Genomic DNA, 24076 nt, shown 5'->3' on the forward strand with positions numbered 1-24076 from the left:
GTCCACGCGGTTATCGTGGTCATATGGCAACGATCGGGGGGTCGGCGGCCGTGGAGTCTCTCATCGAGACCGCGCTGCGGGACCAGGACCAGGACGGCACGATCCGCTGGCACGCGATCACTCTGCTGCACGCGCGAGGTGACCTGCAGACCTTCCTGGCGGCTCGGAGGCTGTGCGCGGGCGAGACCGCCTCCGAGCGGATGCTGGGAGTGGACATCCTGGGCAGGCTCGGGTTCGTCGAACGCAGCCTGCCGGTGCTGCGTTTCCTGGCGGCCAGCGAGGACGACTGCATGGTCCTCTACTCGGTGCTGATCGCCTTCGGCCACCTCAGGGACCGTCGTGCGCTGCCCTCGGTGATCGCCCTGGGCGAGCACCCCGATCGCCGGGTCCGGTACGGCGCGGCCTACGCGCTGCCGAACATCATGGGCAGCCCGCCCGACCCGATGGGCCTGGCCGCGCTACGGCGGCTGATCAGGGATCCCGACGACGACGTGGCCGACTGGGCCTGTCTCGGCCTGGCGCTGTCAACGGGACGCGAGGTTGAGGACGTCCGGAGGCAGGTCCTCGATCCGTGACCGGTCCCAGGGGAGCTCGAAGCCCGAGCCGGCGAGCACCCCGTCGAGCACTCCCGCGGTGAAGCCCCACACCAGCAGTCCGCGCACCCGGAAGGCCGGGCCCGAGTGACCGCTCGGATGGCGCAGGCCGAGCCGGTTGGCCGGGTCGACGAGCTCGGAGATCGGGACGCGCTCCACCGACTCGACCTCCTCGGGCGAGGCCGCGTGCACCACGCTGGGCGTGTGCCACCAGCCCAGCACCGGGGTGACCCGGTTGTCGCTGGGCCTGACGTAGAGTTCGGGCATCGTGCCGACCACCCGCACACCGGCCGGGTCGAGACCGGTCTCCTCCTTGGCCTCCCGAAGCGCGGCGGCGATCGGGCCGTCGTCCTCGGGATCGACCCCGCCGCCGGGGAAGGCGGGCTGCCCCGCGTGCCGGCGCCCGCGCGAGCTGCGCTGGATCAGCAGCACGTCGGGACCGAGCGGCCCCTCGCCGAACAGCATGAGCACGGCGGCCGGCCGGCCGCCCGAAGGCGGCGGACGCAGAGCCAGGGGCACCGGTGCCTTCGCGACTCGCTCGGCCAGCGTCTCCAACCATCCGGGGATCTCCACGGGCCCACCTCCGGTCTCTGCAACACGGCATCCCGCTCCGCGCTTCCCGATCGGGCGGCCGGTTACGAGGAGGGTCCGGGACGCACCAGTTTGGCGGCCTGCACGGGATCGGTGGGACCGAGGCCGTAGGAGGGGCAGAGCGCGGCGAGCGGGCACACGCCGCAGGCGGGTCTGCGGGCATGGCACATCCGGCGGCCGTGCCAGATCAGGCGGTGGGACATCATCGTCCAGTCGCGTTTCGGAATGAGCCCCGCGACGACGTGCTCGATCTTCACCGGATCGGTCTCCCCGGTCCAGCCGAACCGCTGGACGAGCCGCTGGAAGTGCGTGTCCACGGTGATGCCGGGGACGCCGAAGGCGTTGCCGAGCACCACGTTGGCGGTCTTACGGCCGACGCCGGGCAGCGTGACCAGGTCCTTGAGCTTGCCCGGGACCTCACCGCCGTAACGGCCGCACACGGCCTGTGCCATGCCGATGATGCTGGTGGTCTTGGCCCGGAAGAAGCCTGTCGAACGGATGAGCTCCTCCAGCTCGGTCCGGTCCGCGCCCGCGTAATCCTCAGCTGTCTGATATTTCGCAAAAAGCGTAGGGGTAACGGTGTTGACCCTTTTGTCCGTACACTGCGCAGATAAGATCGTCGCGACCAGCAGCTCCAGGGGGTTGCGGAAGTCGAGTTCGCAGTGCGCGTCCGGATAGGTTTCCGCCAAAATGCGGTCTATCCGGCGAGCACGGCGGACCAGGGCGAGCGGGGATTCACCGGCACGACCGACGTTGCGAGGCACCCGGCAAGCCTACGCGCATGGGCCCCCTGAGAGCTGCTTGGTGGGATGGGTCACAATGACTGCGTGAGCCGTGAACCAGGAGGCACTGTGAACACCGACGACGTGCTGGGCAAGGCCCCTCTGTTCTCGGCGCTCGACCGTGAGAGCGCCGCCGCGCTGCGCACCAGCATCTCCGAGGTCGAGCTGTCCAAGGGCCAGACCCTGTTCAGCGAGAACGAGACCGGGGACCGTCTGTACGTGGTGCTCGAGGGCAAGATCAAACTTTCCAGGACCGCACCGGACGGCCGGGAGAACCTGCTCAGCGTGCTCGGCCCGAGCGAGATGTTCGGTGAGCTGTCGCTGTTCGACCCCCGCCCCCGTACGGCGTCCGCCACCGCGCTGACCGATGTCCGCCTGGCCGGGCTCGGCCACGACGACCTCCGCCCCTGGCTGACCGGCCGCCCCGAGGTGGCCCTGCACCTGCTGCGCGCCCTGGCCCAGCGGCTGCGCCGTACCAACGACGTGCTGGCCGACCTGGTCTTCACCGACGTCCCCGGCCGGGTCGCCAAGGCCCTGCTCGACCTGGCCGACCGCTTCGGCCAGCGGATCGACGACGGTGTCCGGGTCCACCACGACCTCACCCAGGAGGAGCTGGCCCAGCTCGTCGGGGCGTCGCGTGAAACCGTGAACAAGGCCCTGGCCGACTTCGCCCAGCGCGGCTGGCTGCGCATCGAGGCCAAGGCCGTGGTCATCATGGACCTGGAGCGCCTGCACAACCGCTCGCGTTAGCGGTCGCCGCCCGCACTGCCTTCGAGACCTTCGAGACCTTCGAGATAGGAGAGCTGGGCGCGGACCGACATCTCGGCGGCCGGCCAGAGGGACCTGTCGACATCGGCGTAGACGATCTCGACGAGCTTTCCCGGAGTCCGCGCACCCTGTTCGCGTGCCTCCCGGATCTGGTCCAGCCGCCGTCTCCGGTGCGCGATGTAGCCGTCCAGCGCGCCGATCGGATCGGGCAGCACCGGGCCGTGCCCCGGCAGCAGCGCCTCGGCGCCGACCTGCTCGGCCCTCGCCCGCAGCAGGTCCAGGGAGCGCAGGTAGTCGGCGAGATCGCCGTCCGGGGCGATGACGGTGGTGCCCCGGCCGAGCACGGTGTCCCCGGTCAGCATCGCCCGGTCCTCGGGCAGCCAGAAACAGAGCGAGTCGAACGAGTGGCCGGGGGTGCCGACCACCTGGAGCTCCAGCCCGCCGGCGGTGAGCACGTCGCCGTCGGCGAGGCCCTCCTCGCCGAGTCGGTGCTCCGGATCCAGGGCCCGGACAGGTGCGCGGACCAGTTCGGCGAACCTCCTCGCGCCGCCGCTGTGGTCATGGTGCCCATGGGTGAGCAGGATCGTCGTCACCCTCCGTTCCCGGAGAAGATCGGCGACCCGCCGCAGGTGCGGTCCGTCGTCCGGCCCCGGATCGACGACCAGCACCTCCTCCCCCCGGCCGATCACCCACGTGTTGGTGCCGTCCAGGGTCATCGGGGACGGGTTGGGCGCGAGAACGCTGAGGGCGTGAGCCGTCCCGGACCCGTCGGGCCCGTCAAGGGGGATCCGCAACCCACTCATACGACCCCCTCGCCTGGCGGCTCGGAGTCCGCATTCGCGGACACCCTGTGCTGCCTGATTCGCTCGCTGCGCTCACTCATACGACCCCCTCGCCTGGCGGCTCGGAGTCCGCATTCGCGGACACCCTGTGCTGCCTGATTCGCTCGCTGCGCTCACTCATGCGACCCCCTCGCCTGGCGGCTCGGAGTCCGCATCCGCGGACACCCTGTGCTGCCTGATTCGCTCGCTGCGCTCACTCATGCGACCCCCTCGCCTGGCAGCTCGGAGTCCGCATTCGCGAACACCCCGCATCGACCGACTCGCCCACTCATGCGGAACCGAACCTGTAGTCGTCGTCGAGCACGATGTATATCTCTCCGTCCATCTCGACGATCTCGGGCATGAAGGTGACGATCTCCCGCTCGGTGCCGAGCACGTCGGCCACCGTCTGGTGGTCGCACAGTTCGCCGAGCGTGCGGTAGGTCGGGGGCATCAGGAAGATCTGGCCGTTCTTGGACTGGTCGATCGCGTCGGCGGGCCGTACCCAGACGACCTGGTCGGCCTCGCCACCGACGTCGCGGGTGCGCTGGCCCGGCGGGAGGGCGGCGACGAAGAACCGGGTGTCGAAGCGTCTGTGCTCGATCTCGGGAGTGATCCAGTGGGCCCAGGGGCGCAGCAGATCGGCGCGGAGAACCAGGCCGCGCCGGTCCAGGAAGTCGGCGAACGACAGACTCCGGTCGATCAGCGCGAGCCGGTCGGCCTCCCAGTCGTCACCGGTGGTGTCGGCCACCACCGACTCGGGGGATGTCCCGGCGAGCAGCACGCCGGACTCCTCGAAGGTCTCCCGCACCGCGGCGCAGACCAGAGCGCGCGCGATCCTCTCGTCCGCGCGGAAGACCGCTCCCCACTCCGCGGGCGAGGGCCCCGCCCAGGCGATCGCGTGGTCGGCGTCGCGGGGGTCCACCGACCCGCCGGGGAACACGTAGGCCCCCGCTGCGAAGGCCATGCTCGCCTTGCGCCGGAGCAGGTAGACCTCCACCCCCTCGCGCAGGAGGACCACGGTGGCGGCGTCCCTGGCCGGGACGGGCTTCACCCGCCCGGCCAGGATGTCGCGCGCACGCTCACCGAACTCCCCGGAAAGCGGAATCCCACCCATTCAGACCCTCCACCGGAGCAACACTCGGTTTCCGGGTCCATCATGTGGCACGGCTCCCGTACCGGACAATGGTCAGCGGACCTCGACGATCAGCTCGACCTCGACCGGCGCGTCCAGCGGGAGGACGGCCACCCCGACCGCGCTGCGGGCGTGCTTGCCCGCCTCCCCCAGCACCTCGGCGAACAGCTCGCTGGCACCGTTGACGACCTGCGGCTGGCCGCTGAAGGCGGGGTCGCTGGCCACGAAGCCGACGACCTTGACGATCCGGACGATGTTCGACAGCCCCCCGGCCACCGAGGCGGCGGCGGCGAGGGCGTTGAGCGCGCAGGTCCTGGCGAGCTCACGGGCCTCCTCGGGGCTCACCTCGGCCCCGACCTTGCCGGTCGCCACGAGCTTGCCGTCCACCATCGGGAGCTGGCCCGAGGTGTAGACGTGATCACCCGACCGGACCGCCGGAACGTAGGACGCCAGCGGCGCCACCACCTCGGGCAGCGTCAGGCCGAGCTCGGCCAGCCTCTCCTCGGGGGTCACTGCTTGGGCCGCTTCAGATAGGCGACCAGCTGCTCGGGGTTGGGCCCCGGCACGACCTGGACGAGCTCCCAGCCGTCCTGGCCCCAGTTATCGAGAATCTGCTTGGTCGCGTGGACCAGCAGAGGCACCGTCGAGTATTCCCATTTCGTCATGTGGGACACATTAGCGAGGAGGCTCCGTCCGGGGGTTCCCATGGGTGTTCCGACGGGCGGAGCGCGGCTGTCAACCTCCCGCACCGTGCCGGAGTGGGGAGGATCACTATGACAATCCGCACCTGCGGTCCCACCAGTAGACAGCTCCGGCGAATCGTCGGGTGACCGTTGGGTAGCCTTCGGAGCGTGAGAGCTAGCGACACCGATTGGGACGGCGTACGCCTCCACGTCGTCACCGGCAAGGGCGGCACCGGGAAGACCACGGTCGCCGCCGCACTCGCCCTGGCCCTCGCCGCGGACGGCCGCAAGGTCCTGCTGGTGGAGGTCGAGGGCCGGCAGGGAATAGCGCAGATCTTCGATCTGCCGCCGCTGCCGTACGAGGAGAGGAAGATCGCCGTCGCGCCCGACGGCGGTGACGTCTACGCACTGGCCGTCGACGCCGAAGAGGCCATGCTCGACTACCTGGAGATGTTCTACGGCATGCGCCGGGCGGGCAAGGCCCTGTCGAAGATGGGCGTCGTCGACTTCGCCACCACCATCGCCCCCGGCTTCCGTGACGTCCTGGTCACCGGCAAGACCACCGAGGCCGTCCGCCGCAGGGCCAAGGACGGCAGCCGGGTCTACGACGCCGTCGTGCTCGACGCGCCGCCGACCGGCCGGATCGCCCGCTTCCTCAACGTCACCAGCGAGGTGGCGGGACTGGCCAGGATGGGGCCCATCAAGAACCACGCCGATCTGGTGAACGGCGTCGTGTCCTCCCCGGAGACCGCGGTGCACTTCGTCACGCTCCTGGAGGAGATGCCGGTCCAGGAGACCCTGGACGGACTCGACGAGCTCCGCGAGGCCGAGCTGCCGCCCGGCGGGATCTTCACGAACATGGTCAGGGAGTCGCTGATACCGGCGTCCGTCCTGGACGAGGCGGGCGAGAACCGGTTCGACCTGAGCGAGCTGGCACTCGGCCTCAAGGCGTCCGGACTCGCGGACGGCAGCTCCGACGCCACCGCCGTGGCCGAGTCCCTCGGCGAGGAGATCGCCGACCACGCCCGCCGGACGCGCCTGGAGCACCGCGAGAGGGCGTCGCTGGACAGAGCCGGACGTCCACGCTACGAGTTGCCGCTGCTGGCCGACGGGGTGGACCTGGCCGGGCTGTACGAGCTGGCCGAATCGATCCGCAACCAGGGAGCAGCATGAGCGAGCGGTCCGGCAGGCAGCGGAACGTCCCGGTTCTCGACCTTGACGCGATCATCGACGACCCGGGCACCCGGATCATCGTCTGCTGCGGCTCCGGCGGGGTCGGCAAGACCACCACCGCGGCCGCGCTGGGGCTGAGAGCGGCCGAGCGCGGCCGTTCGGCCGTGGTGCTCACCGTGGATCCGGCCCGGCGGCTGGCGCAGTCCATGGGACTCACCGAGCTCGACAACACCCCGCGGCCCGTCGCGGGTGTGGCGGGCGAGGGCCGCCTGCACGCCATGATGCTCGACATGAAGCGGACCTTCGACGAAATCATCGAAGCGCACGCGGACCCCGAGCGGGCCCGGCAGATTCTGACAAATCCCTTTTATCAAACTTTGTCGTCCAGCTTCGCCGGCACGCAGGAATACATGGCGATGGAGAAACTCGGCCAGCTCCGCCGGTCGGGCGACTGGGATCTGATCATCGTGGACACCCCGCCCTCCCGCTCCGCGCTGGACTTCCTCGACGCGCCGGAACGGCTGGGCCGTTTCCTGGACGGACGACTGATCCGGCTGCTGATGGCCCCCGCGAAGGCCGGTGGGCGCAGTGCGTTCAAGCTTCTCAACGTGGGGTTCGGCTTCGTCGCCGGAGCCATGACCAAGCTGCTGGGCGCGCAGGTGCTCAAGGACCTGCAGACGTTCGTCTCCGCGTTGGACGCCGTCTTCGGCGGGTTCAGGGCGCGCGCCGAGCAGACCTACAAGCTCCTGCAGGCCCCCGGGACCGCGTTCGTCGTCGTCGCCGCACCCGAACGGGACGCGATGCGTGAGGCCTCCTACTTCGTGGAGCGGCTCGCCGAGGAGCGCATGCCTCTGGCCGGGCTCGTGGTCAACAGGGTGCACCGCTCACCGGCGGCCGGGCTGTCGGCGGCACGGAGCACCGCGGCGGCCGAGGACCTGGAGTCGCGGGGCGAGCACGACCTGACCGCCGCCGTCCTGCGGTTGCACGCCGGTCGGATGCAGCTGGCCGCCCGGGAGCACCGCGAGCAGGAGCATTTCGCCTCCGCCCATCCCACGGTGCCGGTGGCCCAGGTCCCCGCCATGGCGGAGGACGTGCACGACCTGGAGGGACTGCGCGAGGTGGGACGGCTCCTGGCCTCCCAGGGAGCCTGAACCGCCTGCCGCAGGGCGGGCACACGAATGTACGGCTGGCGCCCGGCGCCAGCCGTACGGGATCGGCGCGAACTCAGCCCGCTATCAGCTCGTTCGTTCGCTCGTACTCTTCTTTGGCCAACTCCAGCAGGTCACGCCAGGAGTCGACATCCGGCCGCCGACGCAGCAGCGCCCGGCGTTCGCGCTCGGTCATCCCGCCCCACACCCCGAACTCGATGCGATTGTCCAGCGCATCGGCGAGGCACTCGGTCCGGACCGGGCATCCTCGGCAGATCAGCTTTGCTCGGTTCTGGGCAGCACCCTGAACGAACAACGCGTCAGGATCCGCACCCTTACAGGCCGCACGGGAGGTCCAATCCGTGATCCACATTCGACCCCACTCCCCTTAGGTGGTCAGTCGTGACTTGGGGCCGACGGGCGCGGGCGTCGAGCCTCCGTATTCAATTGCCGCAGAAAGAGAACGTACGCAATCAGACGTTCGGGCCGACAGACCCCGGCGGGACCAATTTCTCGCATGGTCATCAGCGGCCATCTGGCCGGGAATGACTAGTCACCTGATCGATTAGATGCTCGACGCGCGGCGAAATAGTCATCCGTTACCGTTTGGGCCATCCGTCCGACGTACCCTTGACTCGTGCAAGCTCAAGGCAAAGATCAGGGATCAGCCGTCGGGAACCTTCTGCGGCTGATCGCCGCAGCCGCTGCCACAGGCGTATTGGTCGCTGCCGTCGCGCTTCCGGCGGTGGGCGGTGCGGGAATGACCGTGAAGTCCGCCACGGAGGAGCTGCACCTGCTCCCCAAGGAGCTCAATGAGCCCCCCCTCGCGGAGAAGACCACACTGCTCGACGCGGACGGCAAGCAGTTCGCGCAGTTCTTCTACGAGAACCGCGAATCGGTAAAACTCGACCAGGTCGCCGACATCATGAAGACCGCGATCGTCTCCATCGAGGACTACCGGTTCTACCAGCACGGGGCCATCGACCTGGAAGGCACCTTCCGCGCCGCGGTGAAGAACCTCTCCGGTGGCGGCGACATCCAGGGCGGCTCCTCCATCACCCAGCAGTACGTCAAGCAGGTGCTGGTCAACAGCGCGGAGACCAAGGAGGAGCAGGCCGCCGCCATCGAGACCTCCTACCCCCGCAAGCTCAACGAACTGCGGTACGCGATGGCCGTCGAGGAGAAATACACCAAGTCGGAGATCCTCGAGCGCTATCTCAACATCGCCTATTTCGGCGCGGGCGCCCACGGGATCCAGGCCGCGGCCAAGCGGTTCTTCGGCAAGCCCGCCGCCAAACTGAACCTGTGGCAGGCGGCCACCCTGGCCGGGGCCGTGCAGAACCCCAGCAGGACCGACCCGAACGCGGGCAAGGAGAGCCGTCAGCGGCTACTGGACCGGCGCAACACGGTCCTGGACCGGATGTACGAGCTCAAGAAGATCACGTTGCCGGAGGCCACCGAGGCCAAGGCCAAGAAACTCGGGTTCAAGGACATCCCGGTCCCCGGCGGCTGCGACGAGAGCGACTACCCCTACTTCTGCCTCTACGCCCAGTACGAGCTGCTCAACAACGAGGATTTCGGCAAGACGGCCACGCAGCGCAAGAAGCAGCTCCAGCGGGGCGGCCTGACGATCCAGACGACGCTCGACCTGACCGCGCAGAAGGCCTCGGAGAAGGCCATCAAGCAGTTCGTGAAGACCAGCGACAAGCCGGTCGCCTCGCAGGCGATGGTCGTCCCCGGCACCGGTGCCATCAAGGCGATGGCCGCCAGCCGGAAGTTCGGGCAGAACAAGAAGAAGAACGAGATGGGCTACAACCTCGCCGCCGACGTCCAGCACGGCGGCGGCCGGGGCTTCCAGGCCGGCTCCACGTTCAAGGCCTTCACCCTGCTCACCGCCCTGGACCGGGGCATGAAGATCAACGATGGCAACAGCACCGGAGCGGCGTACCGGGCTCCGGGCTACGGCTCGTTCCGCGACTGCGAGGGCAACCGGGTCGGCGCCCCCGAACACGACGTCCACAACTCCAGCGAGGGCGGCGGCGGCTTCAAGACCCTGACCACCGGCACCCTGGGCTCGGTGAACACCTTCTTCGTGAAGCTGGAGGAGCAGGTCGGCCTCTGCAACGTGGTCAAGATGGCCAAGAAGCTCGGCATCAAGCGGGCCGACGGCGACAAGCTGGAGGAGGTCGAGACCTTCACCCTCGGCGTCAACGAGATGGACCCGGTGACGGTGTCCGCCGCCTACGCGACGATCGCCGCCCGCGGCACCTACTGCAAGCCCATGGCCATCACCGAGGTCCGCGACCGCACCGGCAAGACCACCTCGTACAAGCCGAAGTGCAGCCAGGTCCTCGACGAGGAGGTCGCCGACGCGGCGACCCACATCATGTCCGGGGTGTTCACCAGGGGCACCATGAGCGAGTACGGCGGCATCGGCCGGCCGGCCGCGGGCAAGACCGGCACCACCGACGGCTACACCGCCGCCTGGTTCGCCGGTTTCACCCCCGACCTCGCCTCCGCGGTCAGCCTCGGCGACCCGCGTGGCGCCTTCGAGCACGATCTGGTCGGCGTGACCATCGGCGGGCAATACTACGGCTACGTGTACGGCGCCACGATCTCCGGTCAGATCTGGCGGAACTCCATGTCCAGCGCCCTGAAGGACGTCGATCCGACTCGCTTCACCCCGGTGAACATGGACCGCTTCGGCGGCTGCTCCGGAGGCTGCGCGCCCCCGCCCCCCAGGAAGCCGCGCGACAGCGGGGACGGCCCACCCTCCACCGACGACACCACCGTGAACGACGGCGACGGCGGCAACGGCGGCTTCCCGAACGACGGTGACGGCGGCTTCCCGAACGAGGCCACCCCCGCTCCCGTCAACCGGTAGAGCCGCTGGAGCCCTCCCTGAAGCCTTCAGGGAGGGCTCCGGCCATCCCGCCATTCGGGACAGCCCCGGGCGGGTGCGCGGCCTCTCAGGCCGTCAGACGGGCACGTACGGCCTGAGCCACCCGGCCGCCCTCGGCCCGGCCCGCGACCTTGGGCGTCAGGACCTTCATGACCTGCCCCATGGCCTGGGGTCCGGCGGCACCGCTCTCCGCGATGGCCTCGTCCACGAGTCTGCCGAGCTCCTCATCGGAGAGCTGGGCCGGGAGATACGCCTCCAGCACGGCCTGCTCGTCCACCTCGGCCTGCGCCTGCTCCGTCCGGCCGGCTCCGCTGAACGCCTCGGCCGCCTCGCGGCGCTTCTTGGCCTCCTTGGCCAGCACCTTGAGGATCTCGTCGTCGGAGAGCTCGCGTGCCGACTTGCCCGCGACCTCCTCGACGTTCACCGCCGCGAGGGCCATCCGGATCGTACGGGTCCGGATCTCGTCCCTGCTCTTCATCGAAGCCGTGAGATCGGCCTTCAGCTTGTCCTTCAATGCGCTCATGCGGTCCATCTTGCCGCCTCACCGGCTCCGCCGTACCCCAAGTTTCCTTCAGGGAGCGTGATGTCGGGCATGATGAGAAGGTGAGGAAAGCAGCTGCGGTTCCCCTGTCCCTGTTCGGCGCCGGCCTGGCCGGCCTCGCCTACGCCTCTGTCGTCGAGCGCAACGCGTTCCGCCTGCGGCGTTTCGACGTGCCCGTGCTGGAGCCCGGCCAGCGGCCGGTGCGCATCCTGCACCTGTCCGACCTGCACCTCACCCCAGGCAGACGGATGCTCATCGACTGGGTCCGCTCGCTGGGCGACCTCAAGCCCGACTTGGTGGTCAACACCGGCGACTCCATCGCCCACCCCGACGCCGTCGGCCCGCTCCTGCACGCCCTCGAACCCCTGCTGACCCGTCCGGGCCTGTTCGTCTACGGCTCCAACGACATGTACGCACCGCGCCCGAAGAACCCCGTGCGCTACCTCTGGCGCACCTCCAAGGGAGACCACGGCCAGAAGCTCCCCTCGCTCCCCTGGGACGAGCTGGGCGCGGGCATGGCCCTCGAGGGCTGGCTGGACATGAACAACACCACCGCCCGCATCAAGGTGGGCGACCTCGACGTGGCCGTGGGCGGCATCCACGACTCCCACATCAACCTGGACCGCTACGACCTGATCGCCGGTCCGGCGCCCGCGGAGGCCGATCTCCGGCTGGGCGTCATGCACTCGCCCGAGCCCCGCAACATGACCCGCTTCGCCGCCGACGGCTACCAGCTGCTGCTCGCCGGCCACACGCACGGCGGCCAGCTCTGCGTCCCCTTCTACGGCGCCCTGGTCACCAACTGCGGCATCGACCGGCCCCGGGTCAAGGGCCTGAGCCGCCACCACTCCGCCTACCTCCACGTCTCCGCCGGACTCGGCACCAGCCCCTATGCCCCCGTCCGGTTCGCCTGCTTCCCCGAAGCGAGCCTCCTCACGCTCGTACCTCGCCGCCGGAGCGACGCAAGCACCCGCGAAGTCCGCTAGACTTTCCGAAGCACGAGCAAGACCGACGTGCACCGGGGTGTGGCGCAGCTTGGTAGCGCGCTTCGTTCGGGACGAAGAGGTCGCAGGTTCAAATCCTGTCACCCCGACGTTGATTCCCGAGTTCAAGGGCCTGGTTCTCCAACGAGAACCAGGCCCTTGATCATTTTACCGCCCTTCCGCCGGGCCGCGGCGTCAGCCGAACGGCTGGGCGATCTGATCGAGTGCCTGGCGGGTGAGCTCGCGCAGTGTTCGCGTCTCGTGCTCGGCGCACCACCACTGGGTGGCGAGGCGTAGGGCGGTCAAGAACGCGGCGGTGAGCATCTCCGGGCTGTTGTCGCCCTGCCGCTCCCGCTCGGCCACCGCCTGGCTCAGCTCGTTCTCCAGCCGGATCCTGCTGGCCAGTTGCTTGGCCAGCAGAGAAGGATGGCGCATGGCCAGCCGGGCGCGCAGATGCCATTCCCGGTCGGGGCCGCCGGTCTCCTCATAGAGGCTCTCCAGCGCGTCGCACAGCGCCTGCCAGGCGGATCGGTCCGCCGGCTGGTCGCGCACCCGCTGCACCAGCCCGCGCAGGCGCTGCTCATCTCCGTACAGCAGGGCGTCTTCTTTGCTGTCGAAGTAGTTGGAGAACGTCCGGCGGGAGATATTGGCGGCGTCGGCGATGGCTTCGACGGTGACATGGTCCAGGCCGTGCTCGACGGTGAGCCGCAGCGTGGCCTCGTGCACGGCCTGGCGGGTCTCGGTCTTCTTGCGCTCGCGCAACCCTGCTGTGCTGTCCATGATACAGACAGCTTACCCAATGGGAATAAATGCCCAGTGCGCAAAGTTGCCCATTGGGCATGTAAAGTGTCCGGGTTGTATCCCTTTCTCGCTAGATCGGAGTTTGCGCGTGAGCGCACAGCCAGCGGCGCCGCCCGCGGCGGAGCCGATGACCCACCGTCAGGTCCTCGAAGCCCTCAGCGGCCTGTTGCTCGTCCTGTTCGTCGCCATGATCAGCAGCACCATCGTCTCGGTGGCACTGCCGCAGATCATCGGCGCACTCGACGGCACCCAGTCGCAGTACACCTGGGTCGTCACCGCGTCCCTGCTGGCCTCGACCGCCTCGACCCCCATCTGGGGCAAGCTCGCCGACCTGTTCAACAAGAAGCTGCTGCTCCAGATCGCCATCGTGATCTTCATGGTCAGCTCGCTGGCCTGCGGGTTCGCGCAGAACACCGGGCAGCTCATCGCCTTCCGCGCCCTGCAGGGCCTCGGCATGGGCGCGCTGCAGATCCTCGCGCAGGTCATCATCGCCGCCATGATCACGCCCAAGGAGCGCGGACGCTACAACGGCTACCTCGGCGCCGTCATGGCCGTGGCCACCGTCGGCGGCCCGCTGCTCGGCGGCCTCATCGCCGACACCTCCTGGCTCGGCTGGCGCTGGTGCTTCTTCATCGCCGTGCCCTTCACCGTCACCGCCTTCGCGCTGCTGGCCAAGACCCTGCGCATCTCGACCGTGCGCCGCGAGAACGTGAGCATCGACTACTGGGGCGCCACCCTCATCGCCGCCGGCGTCAGCATCCTGCTCATCTGGGTCACCTTCGTCGGCAACAGCTTCGACTGGCTGTCCTGGCAGACCGCGGCCATGGCCGGCGGCGGCGTGGTGCTGCTCGCCCTGGCCACCCTGGTCGAGTCCAAGGTCAGGGAGCCGGTCGTGCCGCTGCACGTCATCCGGCGCCGCACCCCCGCGCTGGCCATCCTGGCCAGCCTCGCGGTCGGCATGGCCATGTTCGGCGGCTCGGTCTTCCTCGGCCAGTACTTCCAGATCGGCCGGGGCTACGGCCCCACCACCGCCGGCCTGCTGACCATCCCGATGATGGTCGGCGTGCTGTTCTCCTCCACCATCAGCGGCAGGATGGTCTCCAAGAGCGGCCAGACCAAGCCGTACATCCTCGTCGGCCTCGTCGTCCTGCTGGCCGGCTTCGCCGGCCTGGCCACCATCGACCACGAGACCCCGCTGGTGCTGGTCTCGATCTTCATGCTCGCCGTCGGCATCGGGGTCGGCATGTCCATGCAGAACCTCGTGCTGGTGATCCAGAACACCGTCCCGCTGCGCGAGATCGGCGCCGCCAGCGGTGCGGTCACCTTCTTCCGCTCACTCGGCGGCACCGTCGGCGTCTCGGTACTCGGCGCCGTTCTGGCCAACCAGGTCGCCGCCAACATCACCGAAGGCCTGACCAAGGCCGGCATTCCCACCAGCGGCGGTGGGGCGGCGGCCGGCGCCAGCCTGAACATCGCCGCCCTGCCGGAGCCGATCAAGGTGATCGTCAGGGCCGCCTACGGCGACGCCACCGGCCACATCTTCCTCATCTCGGCCGCCATCGCCGCCGTCGGCCTCATCGCCGCGGCCTTCCTCAAGCCCGCCAAGCTGCGCGACAGCCTCGACCTGCCCGAGCCGGCCGGCAAGCAGGAGGTCGCCACCCCCGCGTGACCGGACCCGGAAGGCCGCGTCCCCGCATCGCCCGCGGGGACGCGGCCTTCCGGCGCGACTCACCCGCCCCGATGACCCGGGGAAGCCGCCGGGGGACCCGTGGGCACGGGGGCCTCAGGGCAGTTCGGCGAACCGCTCCACCTGGTCGATCTTGCCCGCGATGACGATGACGTCGCCGTAGGCCAGGACCGTCTCCGCCCCGGCATAGGTGAACTCCTCGTCCTGGCCCTTGACACAGACCACGGTCACGCCGTACTTACGGCGCAGGTTGGACTCGCCCAGCGGGATTCCGATGTATTCGCGCGGTGGACGCGTCTTGACCAGTGCGTAGTTCTCGTCCACTTCCATGTAGTCGAACATCCGCCCGTTCAGCAGGTGCGCCACCCGCTCGCCCATGTCGTGCTCGGGCAGGATCACATGGTGGGCGCCGACGCGCTGCAGGATGCGGCCGTGCTCGCGGCTGACGGCTTTGGCCCAGATGTCGTCGACCTCCAGTTCCACCAGCAGGGAGGTGGTCAGGATGCTGGCCTCCAGGTCGGTGCCGATGGCCACGACCGCCCGGTAGAAATCCGGCACACCGAGCTGGCGCAGTGCCTCCAGGTCGGTGGAGTCGGCGGTGACGACGTGGGTGAGGCGGCCGGCCATGCTCTGTACGATCTTGGGCCGACTGTCGATGGCCAGCACCTCGGTGCCCCGGCGGGCGAGTTCCAGGGCGAGAGAGCTACCGAAGCGGCCGAGCCCGATCACCACCACGGGGTCGTTCCCATGGTCAGCCAACGATGGTCCTCTCCTCCGGCAGACCCCGGCAGAGCGCCCGGGCCGGCAGCCACCGCGCGCTGTGCGGGTCCTTCCAGCCGATCCGCCTGCCGTCGAGGAACGACACCGTGAACAGGGCCGGCTCGGCCATCGCCCCGATGATCTCGTCATCGGACACCGGGGGCATCACACCCGGCACGGATCCGGTGACCGGGAACGGCGCCGCCGTGGACAGGATCGTGCGGCGGACCGACGGCGACACGCCGGTTGACGCCCGTGGCGAGGTCCCCATCAGCTTCCTGGCAGCCGTGGCCGACGAGAGCCACCCACCGGGTGCTCAACCAGTCGCCGCGCCACCGGTACCTCCGTCCGAGCCGGCGTCGAACACCATTGCCGACCAGACTTCCCGGCACATCGCGCACTACCGTAACAGCAGACGAAAGATGATGACACGCAGGTTTTTAACGGCAGTTCCCATTTCCGATGGCGTTTGACGCCGGTGCGCTCGCATGGACTCCCGGGCGCCGCCGTTCCGGCGCCTCCGGTGCGTTCCGGACGGACGTGAGGTCAGGGCCTCACGGTGTGAAGCGGTAACCCATGCCCGGCTCGGTCAGCAGGTGCACCGGGTGGGCGGGGTCGGGCTCCAGCTTCTTGCGCAGCTGGGTCATGTACTGCCGCAGGTAATGGGTCTCCTTGAGATACTTCGCCCCCCACACCTCGGTCAGCAGCTGCCGCTGGCTGACCAGCTTGCCGGGGTTGCGCAGCAGGATCTCCAGCAGATGCCACTCGGTGGGCGTCAGACGCACGCCGCCGGAGACGGTCTTCCCGACCAGGTCGACGACATGGTCGCCGACCTGGATCTGGGCGAGCTCGGAGTCGTGCAGGGCGGTCCGCCGCGTCACCGCGCGGACCCGGGCGAGCAGTTCGTCGATGTTGAACGGCTTGGTGACGTAGTCGTCGGCACCCGCGTCGAGCGCGTCCACCTTGTCCGAGCCGCCGGTCCGGCCGGAGAGCACCACGATGGGGACCGAAGTCCAGCCGCGCAACCCGTGAATGACATCGATTCCGTCGATGTCGGGCAGGCCGAGGTCGAGGACGACCAGGTCGGGGTGCCAGTCCGCGGCCTTCCGCAGCGCGGCGGCGCCGTCCTCGGCCACCGCGACCTCGTAGTGCCGGGCGAGGAGGTTGATCCGCAGCGCCCGCAGGATCTGGGGCTCGTCGTCGACGACGAGGATGCGGGTCACGCGCTCTCCACAGGGGCGGGTACGGCGTGCGCACCCGAAGATACGGGCAGTGTCAGGATCATGGTGAGACCTCCCCCTGGTGTCTCTTCCGGTAGCAGGGTGCCGCCCATGGCCTCCGCGAGCCCCCGGGAGAGCGCGAGGCCGAGGCCGACACCGGTGTGGTTGTCACGGTCGCCGAGCCGCTGGAACGGCATGAACACCCGGTCGTAGGCCTCGGGCGGGATGCCCGGACCGTGGTCGGCGACGCGGATCTCGACGTGCTCGCCGTACCGGCTCGCGGTGATGATGACCTTCCGGTCGGCCGGGCTGTAGCGCACGGCGTTGGACATGAGGTTGACCAGGATCCGCTCCAGCAGCGCCGGATCGGCGACGATGTCGGGCAGGTCGATCGAGACGTGGCCGTCGATCCTTTCGGACAGGTGCCCGAGGTCGTCGATCGCGGGCGGGATGATCTCCTCCAGCGCGAGCGGCTGGAGGGTGAGCCCGAGCACCCCGGCCTGCAGGCGGCTCATGTCCAGCAGGTTGGCCACCAGCCGGTCCAGCTTGACCAGGGACTCGTCGGCCGTGGCGAGCAGCTCCTCGCGGTCTTCGCCGCTCCACCGGATGTCGGTGGCGCGCAGGCTGTCGACGGCCGCCTTGGCCGCGGCGAGCGGGGTACGCAGGTCGTGGCTGACCGCGGCCAGCAGCGCCGTCCGCATCTTGTCGGCCTCGGCCAGCGGCCTGGCCCGCCCGGCCTCCTCCTCCAGCCGGCCCTGGCGCAGCGCCACGGCCGCCTCGGCGGCGAACGCCTCCAGCACCCGGCGGTCGGAGGCCTCCAGCAGCCTGCCCCGCACGGCCAGCACCAGGGTCTCGTCGATGACCACGTCGGTGTCGGCCGTCCCCGGGCAGGTGCACGGGACGGCCCCGGCGGTCGCGACGATCCGCCACACCTCCGGGTCGCACTGGTCGTCCGGGCCCGGCGGACCGGTCCGCTCCAGCAGGGTGACCGAGGTCAGCGCGAAGGTCTCGCGCAGCCGGGCCAGCAGGGACGGCAGCGCCGCCTCGCCGCGCAGCACGTGCCCGGCCAGCGTGGACAGCACCTCGGCGTCCGCGCCCGCCCGCGCCGCCTCCCTCGTCCGGCGCGCCGCCACGTCCACGATGGCGCTCACCATGACGGCCACCAGGACGAAGACGACCAGTGCGAAGAGGTTCTCCGGATTGTGGATCGTCAGGGTCCCGAGGGGCGGCGTGAAGTAGTAGTTGAGCAGGAGGGAGCCGCCGACCGCGGCGGTGACGGCCGGCCACATGCCGCCGATGAGGGCGACACCGACGACCATGAGCAGGAAGAACAGGATCTCGCTGGGCAGCGTCAGCGTTTCCCTGAAGGGGATCAGCACGGCGGTGAGGATCGGCACCCCGGCGATGGCGCCGACCCAGCCGGCCAGCCTGCGGGTGCGGGTGAGTGCCGCCCCGGACCGGGCGGGACCACGCCCCTTGTGCGCCTGGGCGTGAGTGATCATGTGGACGTCGATGGAGCCGGACAGCGCGGTGGCCGTGACCCCCACCCCCCGCGAGAGGAGCTGGGCGAACCGGCCGCGCCGGGAGGCGCCGAGCACGAGCTGGGTGGCATTGACCCCCCGGGCGAAGTCCAGCAGCGCCCGCGGGATGTCGTCGCCGACGACCTGGTGGTAAGTGGCGCCCACGTCCTCCACCAGGGCGCGCTGGCGTGCCAGTCCCGCCGGATCGGCCCCGGCCAGGCCGTCGGCCCGGGTGACGTGCACGGCCAGCAGGTCGGCGCCCTTGGACCGGTCCGCGATGCGGGCGGCCCGCCGGACCAGCGTCTCCCCCTCCGGGCCGCCGGTCAGCGCGACCACCACCCGCTCACGCGCCTCCCAGGTCCCCGCGATGCCGTGCTCGGCGCGGTAACGATCGAGCTGGTCGTCGACCTTTCCGGCGACCCAGAGCAGTGCCAGCTCCCGCAGCGCGGTCAGGTTGCCCACCCGGAAGTAGTTCGACAGCGCCGCGTCGACCTTCTCCGGCGCGTACACGTTGCCGTGCGCCATCCTGCGGCGCAGCGCGTCGGGTGACATGTCGACCAGTTCGACCTGATCGGCCCGCCGTACCACCTCGTCGGGCACGGTCTCGCGCTGCGCCACCCCGGTGATCTGCTCGACCACGTCGTTCAGCGACTCCAGGTGCTGGACGTTGACCGTGGAGACGACGTGGATCCCGGCGTCGAGGATCTCCTCGATGTCCTGCCAGCGCTTGGCGTTCTTCGAACCGGGCACGTTGGTGTGCGCCAGCTCGTCGATCAGCGCGATCCGGGGCGCCCGCGCGATGACCGCGTCCACGTCCAGTTCGGTGAAGCTCGTCCCCCGGTGGACCAGGGTCCGGCGGGGGACGACCTCCATGCCCTCGATCAGCTCGGCGGTGCGGGGCCGGCCGTGGGTCTCGACCAGACCCACGACCACGTCCCTGCCACGCTCCAGCCTCCGGCGCCCCTCACCGAGCATCGCGAAGGTCTTGCCTACCCCGGGGGCCGCACCCAGATAGACCCGTAGCCGTCCGCGTGGCACGCCGGTCATCCTCTGTCGAGTGCCAGGTTGAGCTTCAGGACGTTCACGCCCGGCTCGCCCATGAAACCGAGGGAGCGGCCGGTGGTGTTCTCCTTGACGAATTGCTCGACCTTCCCCACGGGCAGGCCGCGTTCCCTGGCCACGCGGGGTGCCTGCAACTCGGCGTAGGCGGGCGAGATGTGCGGGTCGAGGCCGGAGCCGCTGGCGGTGACCGCGTCAGCGGGCACCGCCGCCGTCTGGGCGCCCCGGACCGGCACGGTACGGCCGGCCGCGTAGTCTTCCCCGGGCTTGCCGCACTCCACCTTCACGCCCTGGTAGTCGGCGATGAACGGCGCGGCGGGGCAGGCCTGGTTGACGCTGACCGCGCGGGTGACGGTGCCGACGGCCGGGAAGACCTTCAGCACGGCGCCCACGCCGTCGGAGGTGCAGTACGGCCGGGCCCCGCTGACGCCCTCCCGCTCGCCGACGGCCATGCTGCGGGCGCAGACCTGGGTGAGCAGGCTCTGCTTACCGGTGTCGGGGTTGCCCTCGTCGTCCTTGGCGCCCGGGACGGCCAGGACATCTTCGATGTCCTCGGGGCCCAGGTTGCTGGGAGAGGTGGAGAGCATGTCGTAGCCGTCGCCGGCCGCCGACGGACGGCTCTGGAAATACTTGCCGATCGCCTTGCCGTCGGCGTCGGTGAAGTTCTGGCCGACGAGGGCGCTGCCGACGTCCTTGCCGTCCTTCTGGATGATCGAGCCGTTGGCGTTGCCGTTGAAGACGGCCTGGGCGACCCCGGTGACCACCAGCGGGTAGATCCCGCCGAGGATCACGGTGAGGACGAGCACTGCGCGCAGTGCCGCGAGATGCTGGCGGACCCAGCTGGGCAGGCGTTCCATTTATGCCATCCCCGGAAGGAACTGGATGAGAAGATCGATGATCTTGATGCCGATGAACGGGACGACGACGCCGCCCAGACCGTAGAGATAGAGGTTGCGGCTGAGCAGCTTCGAGGCGCTGGAGGGGCGGTAGCGGACACCGCGCAGCGCCAGCGGAATCAGCGCCACGATGACCAGGGCGTTGAAGATCACCGCGGACAGGATCGCCGACTGCGGGCTGGCCAGGCGCATGACGTTCAGCGCGTCCAGCCCCGGGTAGACCGCGGCGAACATCGCGGGGATGATCGCGAAGTACTTGGCGATGTCGTTGGCGATCGAGAAGGTCGTCAGCGCCCCCCGCGTGATGAGCAGCTGCTTGCCGATCTCGACGATCTCGATGAGCTTGGTGGGGTTGGAGTCGAGGTCGATCATGTTGCCGGCCTCCTTGGCCGCCGACGTGCCGGTGTTCATCGCCACGCCGACGTCGGCCTGGGCGAGCGCGGGCGCGTCGTTGGTGCCGTCACCGGTCATGGCGACCAGCCGGCCCCCCTGCTGCTCGCTCTTGATCAGGGCGAGCTTGTCCTCGGGGGTGGCCTCGGCGAGGAAGTCGTCGACCCCGGCCTCGTCGGCGATGGCCTTGGCGGTCAGCGGGTTGTCACCGGTGATCATGACGGTGCGGATGCCCATCCGGCGCATCTCGTCGAACCGCTCGCGCATGCCCTGCTTGACGACGTCCTTGAGATGGATGACGCCCAGCACGCGGGCCTTGCCGTCGACCGCCTCGCCCACGACCAGCGGGGTGCCACCGGAGCCGGAGATGGCGTCCACGATGGAGCCGACCTCGTCGGTCGGGTGCCCGCCGTGGTCGCGGACCCACTTCATGACCGCGGTGGCGGCGCCCTTGCGGACCTGGCGGCCGTCGACGTTGACGCCCGACATCCGGGTCTGGGCGGTGAACTGGACCCACTCGGCGTGGGCCAGCTCGCCCGGCTGCCGCTCGCGCAGGCCGTACGCCTGCTTGGCGTAGACCACGATCGAGCGCCCCTCGGGTGTCTCGTCGGCGAGGCTGGCCAGCTGGGCGGCCGTGGCAAGCTCGTCGGTGGAGATACCGGGCGCCGGGACGAACTCCGAGGCCTGCCGGTTGCCCAGGGTGATGGTGCCGGTCTTGTCCAGCAGCAGCGTGCTGACGTCACCGGCGGCTTCGACCGCGCGCCCGCTCATGGCCAGCACGTTGCGCTGGACCAGGCGGTCCATGCCCGCGATGCCGATCGCGCTCAGCAGCGCGCCGATCGTGGTCGGGATGAGGCAGACCAGCAGCGAGACCAGCACGATGCCGGTGACGCCGTTGCCGTTCAGCGCGAGGGAGTCGGGGATGCCGGGGTTGTCGGCCTTGGAGTAGATGGCCAGTGGCTGCATGGTGACGGTGGCGACCAGGAAGATGATCGTCAGCGCGGCCAGCAGGATGTTGAGGGCGATCTCGTTGGGCGTCTTCTGCCGGTTGGCGCCCTCGACCAGGGCGATCATCCGGTCGATGAAGCTCTCGCCCGGCTTCTGGGTGATCTGGACGATGATCCGGTCGGAGAGCACCTTGGTGCCGCCGGTGACCGCCGAACGATCGCCGCCGGACTCGCGGATCACCGGCGCGGACTCGCCGGTGATGGCCGACTCGTCGACGCTGGCGATGCCCTCGACCACGTCGCCGTCACCGGGGATGATCTCCCCGGCCTCGACGATCACGAAGTCGCCCTGCTTGAGCTCGGGCGCGCCGATGCTGTCCCAGCGGGACGGGTCGTCCCGCTTCGCGAGCCTGCGGGCGGTGGTGTCACGCTTGGCGGCGCGCAGAGTGGCGGCCTGCGCCTTACCCCGGCCCTCGGCCACCGCCTCGGCGAGGTTGGCGAAGATTACCGTGAGCCAGAGCCACACGACGATCGCCCAGGCGAAGAACGACGGATCGACGACCGCGAGCACCGTGGAGAACACCGCGCCGATCTCGACGATCAGCATGACCGGGTTGCGCCACATGTGCACGGGGTTGAGCTTGACCAGGGCGGCGGGCAGCGACGTGACGAGCTGTTTGGGATCGAGCAGGCCGCCACCGACCCGCTTCTGCGGGGCCGGGGTGTGGCCCGGCGCTTCGATCACGGGAGTGGACATCAGTGGATTCCTTCTGCGAGCGGTCCGAGCGCCAGGGCGGGGAGGAAGGTCAGGGCGACGAGGACGACCGTTACGCCGACGACCATGCCGACGAACAGTGGCCGGTGCGTGGGCAACGTGCCGGCCGAGGCCGGGACCGGTGCCTGTTTGGCCAGTGACCCCGCCAGGGCGAGTACGAAGATGATCGGTAGGAACCGGCCGAACAGCATGGCCAGACCGATCGCGACGTCGTACCACGGGGTGTTGACGGTGAGGCCGCCGAAGGCGGAGCCGTTGTTGTTCGCACCGCTGGTGAAGGCGTAGAGCACCTCCGAGAGGCCGTGCGGCCCGCTGTTGAGCATGCTCGCTCGCTGCTCCGGCGAGCCCATGGCGAGGCCCGTGCCGAGCAGCACCACGACCGGCACGACCAGGAAGTACATCGACGCGAGCTTCATCTCGCGGGCGCCGATCTTCTTGCCGAGATATTCCGGCGTACGGCCGACCATGAGCCCGGCCACGAAGACCGTGATCACCGCCAGCACGAGGAGGCCGTACAGGCCTGAGCCCACGCCGCCCGGCGCGACCTCGCCCAGCATCATGTTGACCATCGTCATCATGCCGCCGAGCGGGGTGAAGGAGTCATGGAAGGAGTTCACCGCGCCGGTGCTCGTGAGCGTGGTCGCGGTGGCGAAGGTGGCGGAGTTCGACACGCCGAACCTGATCTCCTTGCCCTCCAGTGCCGCCCCGACGGCCTGCGGGACGGTGGCGTCGCCGGTCAGCTCGAAGACGTTGGTCAGCACGACACTCGCGATGGCGAGGGTGGCCATCACGGCGACGATCGCGTAGCCCTGCTTGACCTGGCCGACCATCTTGCCGAAGGTGCGCGGCAGCGCGAACGGGATGAGCAGGATCAGGAAGATCTCAAACCAGTTCGTCCACGCCTGGGCGTTCTCGAACGGGTGCGCGGAGTTGGCGTTGTAGAAGCCGCCGCCGTTGGTGCCGAGCAGCTTGATGACCTCCTGGCTGGCCACCGGGCCGCCGGTGATCGCCTGCTGGCCGCCGGTCAGGGTCGTCACGGTGTGCGGGGCGGCGAAGTTCTCGATCAGGCCGCCGGCCACCAGCACGATCGCGCCGACGAACGCGATGGGCAGCAGGATGCGAATCGTGCCGCGGACCAGGTCCACCCAGAAGTTGCCGAGGCCGTCGCTCCGGTTCCTGGCGAAGCCGCGCACCAGCGCGATCGCCACGGCCATGCCGACCGCGGCCGAGACGAAGTTCTGCACGGCCAGGCCGGCCATCTGCACCAGGTGGCCCATCGTGGACTCGCCCGAATAGGCCTGCCAGTTGGTGTTGGCCACGAAGCTGACCGCGGTGTTCCAGGCGACGTGGTCGGTGACCGGGGGCATCCCCAGCGAGAGGAACAGCTTGTCCTGCAGGCGCTGCAGGCCGTACAGGAACAGGAGCGAGAGCACCGAGAACGCCAGCACGCTGCGGGCGTAGACGCTCCACCGCTGCTCGGCGCCGGGCTGGACGCCGAGCAAGCGGTAGATCACCCGTTCGACGGGGTTGTGCCGGGTGCCGGTGTAGACGCGGTACATGTAGTCGCCGAGGGGCCGGTGCACCAGAGCCAGCGCGACGACGAGGGATCCGACGAACAGGATCCCGGCGAAGGTAGGGCTCATCAGAAGCGCTCCGGGAAGAGCAGGGCGGCGATCATGAAGATCACCAGGCCGACGGCCACTACGAGACCGGTGGCGTTGACAGCGCTCACAGGCGCTCCACCGCCTTCACGACGAGCCCGAAGATCGCGAAAATCGCGATCGTCAGGACGACGAAGATGACGTCGGCCATCCTCACTCCTCAAAATCCGGAAATGTTCCTGTCGCCAGACCGGCGGCATATAGAGAGCAAATCGTGGATTTTGCGGCGCAATGCGCTTCT

Annotated in this window: 24 protein-coding genes and 1 tRNA gene; 8 read left to right on the forward strand and 17 right to left on the reverse strand. The window is 69.5% G+C overall.

The genetic code is table 11. The features are described 5' to 3' along the window. Window positions 1-23 precede the first annotated feature (23 nt). Window positions 24-575 carry a HEAT repeat domain-containing protein gene (locus OHA77_RS18815; RefSeq protein WP_406319314.1) on the forward strand — a complete coding sequence of 184 codons (552 nt, stop codon included), beginning with the start codon at window positions 24-26 and terminating at the stop codon, window positions 573-575. Here the strand turns inward: OHA77_RS18815 and OHA77_RS18820 are convergent. Together OHA77_RS18820 and nth are read right to left on the reverse strand one after the other, a co-directional pair. Continuing rightward, window positions 525-1166 carry an NUDIX hydrolase gene (locus OHA77_RS18820; RefSeq protein ID WP_406319315.1) on the reverse strand — a complete coding sequence of 214 codons (642 nt, stop codon included), beginning with the start codon at window positions 1164-1166 and terminating at the stop codon, window positions 525-527. The genes OHA77_RS18815 and OHA77_RS18820 overlap by 51 nt on opposite strands. Window positions 1167-1228: 62 nt before the next feature. Continuing rightward, the gene (gene nth, locus OHA77_RS18825; protein ID WP_406319316.1) at window positions 1229-1948 is read right to left on the reverse strand and encodes an endonuclease III; all 720 of its coding nucleotides are present in this window, start codon (window positions 1946-1948) and stop codon (window positions 1229-1231) included. A 45-nt stretch (window positions 1949-1993) separates the two neighbouring features. On the opposite strand from nth, the gene OHA77_RS18830 reads away from it, so the two are divergent. Further along, a complete protein-coding gene (locus tag OHA77_RS18830; RefSeq protein WP_406319318.1) occupies window positions 1994-2716 on the forward strand; it encodes a Crp/Fnr family transcriptional regulator in 723 nt (240 codons plus the stop codon). Here OHA77_RS18830 and OHA77_RS18835 read toward each other — a convergent pair. The 4 genes from OHA77_RS18835 to OHA77_RS18850 all read right to left on the reverse strand — a co-directional run bounded on the left by OHA77_RS18835 (window position 2713) and on the right by OHA77_RS18850 (window position 5355). After that, a complete protein-coding gene (locus OHA77_RS18835; RefSeq protein WP_406319319.1) occupies window positions 2713-3537 on the reverse strand; it encodes an MBL fold metallo-hydrolase in 825 nt (274 codons plus the stop codon). The genes OHA77_RS18830 and OHA77_RS18835 overlap by 4 nt on opposite strands. Before the next feature lie 307 nt (window positions 3538-3844). Next, window positions 3845-4672 carry an NUDIX hydrolase gene (locus OHA77_RS18840; protein ID WP_406319320.1) on the reverse strand — a complete coding sequence of 276 codons (828 nt, stop codon included), beginning with the start codon at window positions 4670-4672 and terminating at the stop codon, window positions 3845-3847. A gap of 72 nt (window positions 4673-4744) precedes the next feature. Beyond that, on the reverse strand, window positions 4745-5203 hold the full coding sequence (locus tag OHA77_RS18845) for a RidA family protein (RefSeq protein WP_326819358.1): 459 nt from the start codon (window positions 5201-5203) through the stop codon (window positions 4745-4747). Further along, the gene (locus OHA77_RS18850; protein WP_012887236.1) at window positions 5200-5355 is read right to left on the reverse strand and encodes a DUF4177 domain-containing protein; all 156 of its coding nucleotides are present in this window, start codon (window positions 5353-5355) and stop codon (window positions 5200-5202) included. Before OHA77_RS18850 ends, OHA77_RS18845 begins: the two co-directional genes overlap by 4 nt. 186 nt (window positions 5356-5541) lie before the next feature. Here OHA77_RS18850 and OHA77_RS18855 point away from each other — a divergent pair, with 186 nt between their 5' ends. Both OHA77_RS18855 and OHA77_RS18860 read left to right on the forward strand, forming a co-directional pair. After that, on the forward strand, window positions 5542-6546 hold the full coding sequence (locus OHA77_RS18855; RefSeq protein ID WP_326819357.1) for an ArsA-related P-loop ATPase: 1005 nt from the start codon (window positions 5542-5544) through the stop codon (window positions 6544-6546). Further along, entirely contained in the window at window positions 6543-7697 is a 1155-nt protein-coding gene (locus OHA77_RS18860; protein ID WP_326819356.1) for an ArsA family ATPase, read from the forward strand. The genes OHA77_RS18855 and OHA77_RS18860 overlap by 4 nt, the downstream gene beginning before the upstream one ends. 73 nt (window positions 7698-7770) lie before the next feature. Here the strand turns inward: OHA77_RS18860 and OHA77_RS18865 are convergent, their stop codons facing one another. Then, a complete protein-coding gene (locus OHA77_RS18865; protein ID WP_012887233.1) occupies window positions 7771-8067 on the reverse strand; it encodes a WhiB family transcriptional regulator in 297 nt (98 codons plus the stop codon). Between the two features lie 387 nt (window positions 8068-8454). Between OHA77_RS18865 and OHA77_RS18870 the strand changes: the two genes are divergently transcribed. Next, on the forward strand, window positions 8455-10578 hold the full coding sequence (locus tag OHA77_RS18870) for a transglycosylase domain-containing protein (RefSeq protein ID WP_406319321.1): 2124 nt from the start codon (window positions 8455-8457) through the stop codon (window positions 10576-10578). Between the two features lie 85 nt (window positions 10579-10663). Here OHA77_RS18870 and OHA77_RS18875 read toward each other — a convergent pair whose 3' ends face one another. Further along, the gene (locus OHA77_RS18875) at window positions 10664-11119 is read right to left on the reverse strand and encodes a GatB/YqeY domain-containing protein (RefSeq protein ID WP_326819354.1); all 456 of its coding nucleotides are present in this window, start codon (window positions 11117-11119) and stop codon (window positions 10664-10666) included. An 80-nt stretch (window positions 11120-11199) separates the two neighbouring features. Between OHA77_RS18875 and OHA77_RS18880 the strand changes: the two genes are divergently transcribed. Next, a complete protein-coding gene (locus tag OHA77_RS18880) occupies window positions 11200-12123 on the forward strand; it encodes a metallophosphoesterase (RefSeq protein WP_326819353.1) in 924 nt (307 codons plus the stop codon). A 33-nt stretch (window positions 12124-12156) separates the two neighbouring features. Next, window positions 12157-12230: transfer RNA gene (locus tag OHA77_RS18885), tRNA-Pro, on the forward strand. An 85-nt stretch (window positions 12231-12315) separates the two neighbouring features. On the opposite strand, the gene OHA77_RS18890 is transcribed toward OHA77_RS18885, so the two are convergent. Next, on the reverse strand, window positions 12316-12900 hold the full coding sequence (locus OHA77_RS18890; RefSeq protein ID WP_406319322.1) for a TetR/AcrR family transcriptional regulator: 585 nt from the start codon (window positions 12898-12900) through the stop codon (window positions 12316-12318). Window positions 12901-13048: 148 nt separating this feature from the next. Between OHA77_RS18890 and OHA77_RS18895 the strand changes: the two genes are divergently transcribed. Beyond that, window positions 13049-14590: an MDR family MFS transporter gene (locus tag OHA77_RS18895; protein ID WP_326826967.1), complete on the forward strand. Its 1542-nt coding sequence runs from the start codon at window positions 13049-13051 to the stop codon at window positions 14588-14590. A gap of 114 nt (window positions 14591-14704) precedes the next feature. Here the strand turns inward: OHA77_RS18895 and OHA77_RS18900 are convergent, their stop codons facing one another. The 8 genes from OHA77_RS18900 to kdpF all read right to left on the reverse strand — a co-directional run bounded on the left by OHA77_RS18900 (window position 14705) and on the right by kdpF (window position 23906). Further along, entirely contained in the window at window positions 14705-15367 is a 663-nt protein-coding gene (locus OHA77_RS18900) for a potassium channel family protein (protein WP_406319323.1), read from the reverse strand. Beyond that, window positions 15360-15638 carry a hypothetical protein gene (locus OHA77_RS18905; protein WP_406319324.1) on the reverse strand — a complete coding sequence of 93 codons (279 nt, stop codon included), beginning with the start codon at window positions 15636-15638 and terminating at the stop codon, window positions 15360-15362. Before OHA77_RS18905 ends, OHA77_RS18900 begins: the two co-directional genes overlap by 8 nt. A gap of 283 nt (window positions 15639-15921) precedes the next feature. Next, a complete protein-coding gene (locus OHA77_RS18910; RefSeq protein WP_406319326.1) occupies window positions 15922-16590 on the reverse strand; it encodes a response regulator in 669 nt (222 codons plus the stop codon). Next, on the reverse strand, window positions 16587-19145 hold the full coding sequence (locus OHA77_RS18915) for a DUF4118 domain-containing protein (protein WP_406319327.1): 2559 nt from the start codon (window positions 19143-19145) through the stop codon (window positions 16587-16589). Before OHA77_RS18915 ends, OHA77_RS18910 begins: the two co-directional genes overlap by 4 nt. A 5-nt stretch (window positions 19146-19150) precedes the next feature. Then, on the reverse strand, window positions 19151-20023 hold the full coding sequence (locus OHA77_RS18920) for a potassium-transporting ATPase subunit C (RefSeq protein ID WP_406319328.1): 873 nt from the start codon (window positions 20021-20023) through the stop codon (window positions 19151-19153). After that, entirely contained in the window at window positions 20024-22156 is a 2133-nt protein-coding gene (gene kdpB, locus OHA77_RS18925; protein ID WP_406319329.1) for a potassium-transporting ATPase subunit KdpB, read from the reverse strand. Continuing rightward, window positions 22156-23817 carry a potassium-transporting ATPase subunit KdpA gene (kdpA, locus tag OHA77_RS18930; protein ID WP_406319330.1) on the reverse strand — a complete coding sequence of 554 codons (1662 nt, stop codon included), beginning with the start codon at window positions 23815-23817 and terminating at the stop codon, window positions 22156-22158. The genes kdpB and kdpA overlap by 1 nt, the downstream gene beginning before the upstream one ends. Continuing rightward, window positions 23817-23906, reverse strand: coding sequence for a K(+)-transporting ATPase subunit F (gene kdpF, locus OHA77_RS18935; RefSeq protein ID WP_037936924.1), 90 nt, complete (start codon window positions 23904-23906; stop codon window positions 23817-23819). Before kdpF ends, kdpA begins: the two co-directional genes overlap by 1 nt. Between the last annotated feature and the right edge of the window lie 170 nt (window positions 23907-24076).

It is taken from the genome of Streptosporangium sp. NBC_01639 (assembly GCF_045209755.1).
Classification (GTDB): domain Bacteria; phylum Actinomycetota; class Actinomycetes; order Streptosporangiales; family Streptosporangiaceae; genus Streptosporangium.

Bases quoted from the DNA above. Each gene is read 5' to 3' on its own strand.
- OHA77_RS18920 (WP_406319328.1), bottom strand. From the start codon at position 20,023: ATGGAACGCCTGCCCAGCTGGGTCCGCCAGCATCTCGCGGCACTGCGC.
- OHA77_RS18840 (WP_406319320.1), bottom strand. From the start codon at position 4,672: ATGGGTGGGATTCCGCTTTCCGGGGAGTTCGGTGAGCGTGCGCGCGAC.
- kdpA (WP_406319330.1), bottom strand. From the start codon at position 23,817: ATGAGCCCTACCTTCGCCGGGATCCTGTTCGTCGGATCCCTCGTCGTC.
- OHA77_RS18860 (WP_326819356.1), top strand. From the start codon at position 6,543: ATGAGCGAGCGGTCCGGCAGGCAGCGGAACGTCCCGGTTCTCGACCTT.
- OHA77_RS18875 (WP_326819354.1), bottom strand. From the start codon at position 11,119: ATGAGCGCATTGAAGGACAAGCTGAAGGCCGATCTCACGGCTTCGATG.
- kdpB (WP_406319329.1), bottom strand. From the start codon at position 22,156: ATGTCCACTCCCGTGATCGAAGCGCCGGGCCACACCCCGGCCCCGCAG.
- OHA77_RS18895 (WP_326826967.1), top strand. From the start codon at position 13,049: ATGACCCACCGTCAGGTCCTCGAAGCCCTCAGCGGCCTGTTGCTCGTC.
- OHA77_RS18815 (WP_406319314.1), top strand. From the start codon at position 24: ATGGCAACGATCGGGGGGTCGGCGGCCGTGGAGTCTCTCATCGAGACC.
- OHA77_RS18850 (WP_012887236.1), bottom strand. From the start codon at position 5,355: ATGACGAAATGGGAATACTCGACGGTGCCTCTGCTGGTCCACGCGACC.
- OHA77_RS18830 (WP_406319318.1), top strand. From the start codon at position 1,994: ATGGGTCACAATGACTGCGTGAGCCGTGAACCAGGAGGCACTGTGAAC.
- OHA77_RS18890 (WP_406319322.1), bottom strand. From the start codon at position 12,900: ATGGACAGCACAGCAGGGTTGCGCGAGCGCAAGAAGACCGAGACCCGC.
- OHA77_RS18870 (WP_406319321.1), top strand. From the start codon at position 8,455: ATGACCGTGAAGTCCGCCACGGAGGAGCTGCACCTGCTCCCCAAGGAG.
- OHA77_RS18905 (WP_406319324.1), bottom strand. From the start codon at position 15,638: ATGGGGACCTCGCCACGGGCGTCAACCGGCGTGTCGCCGTCGGTCCGC.
- OHA77_RS18835 (WP_406319319.1), bottom strand. From the start codon at position 3,537: ATGAGTGGGTTGCGGATCCCCCTTGACGGGCCCGACGGGTCCGGGACG.
- OHA77_RS18865 (WP_012887233.1), bottom strand. From the start codon at position 8,067: ATGTGGATCACGGATTGGACCTCCCGTGCGGCCTGTAAGGGTGCGGAT.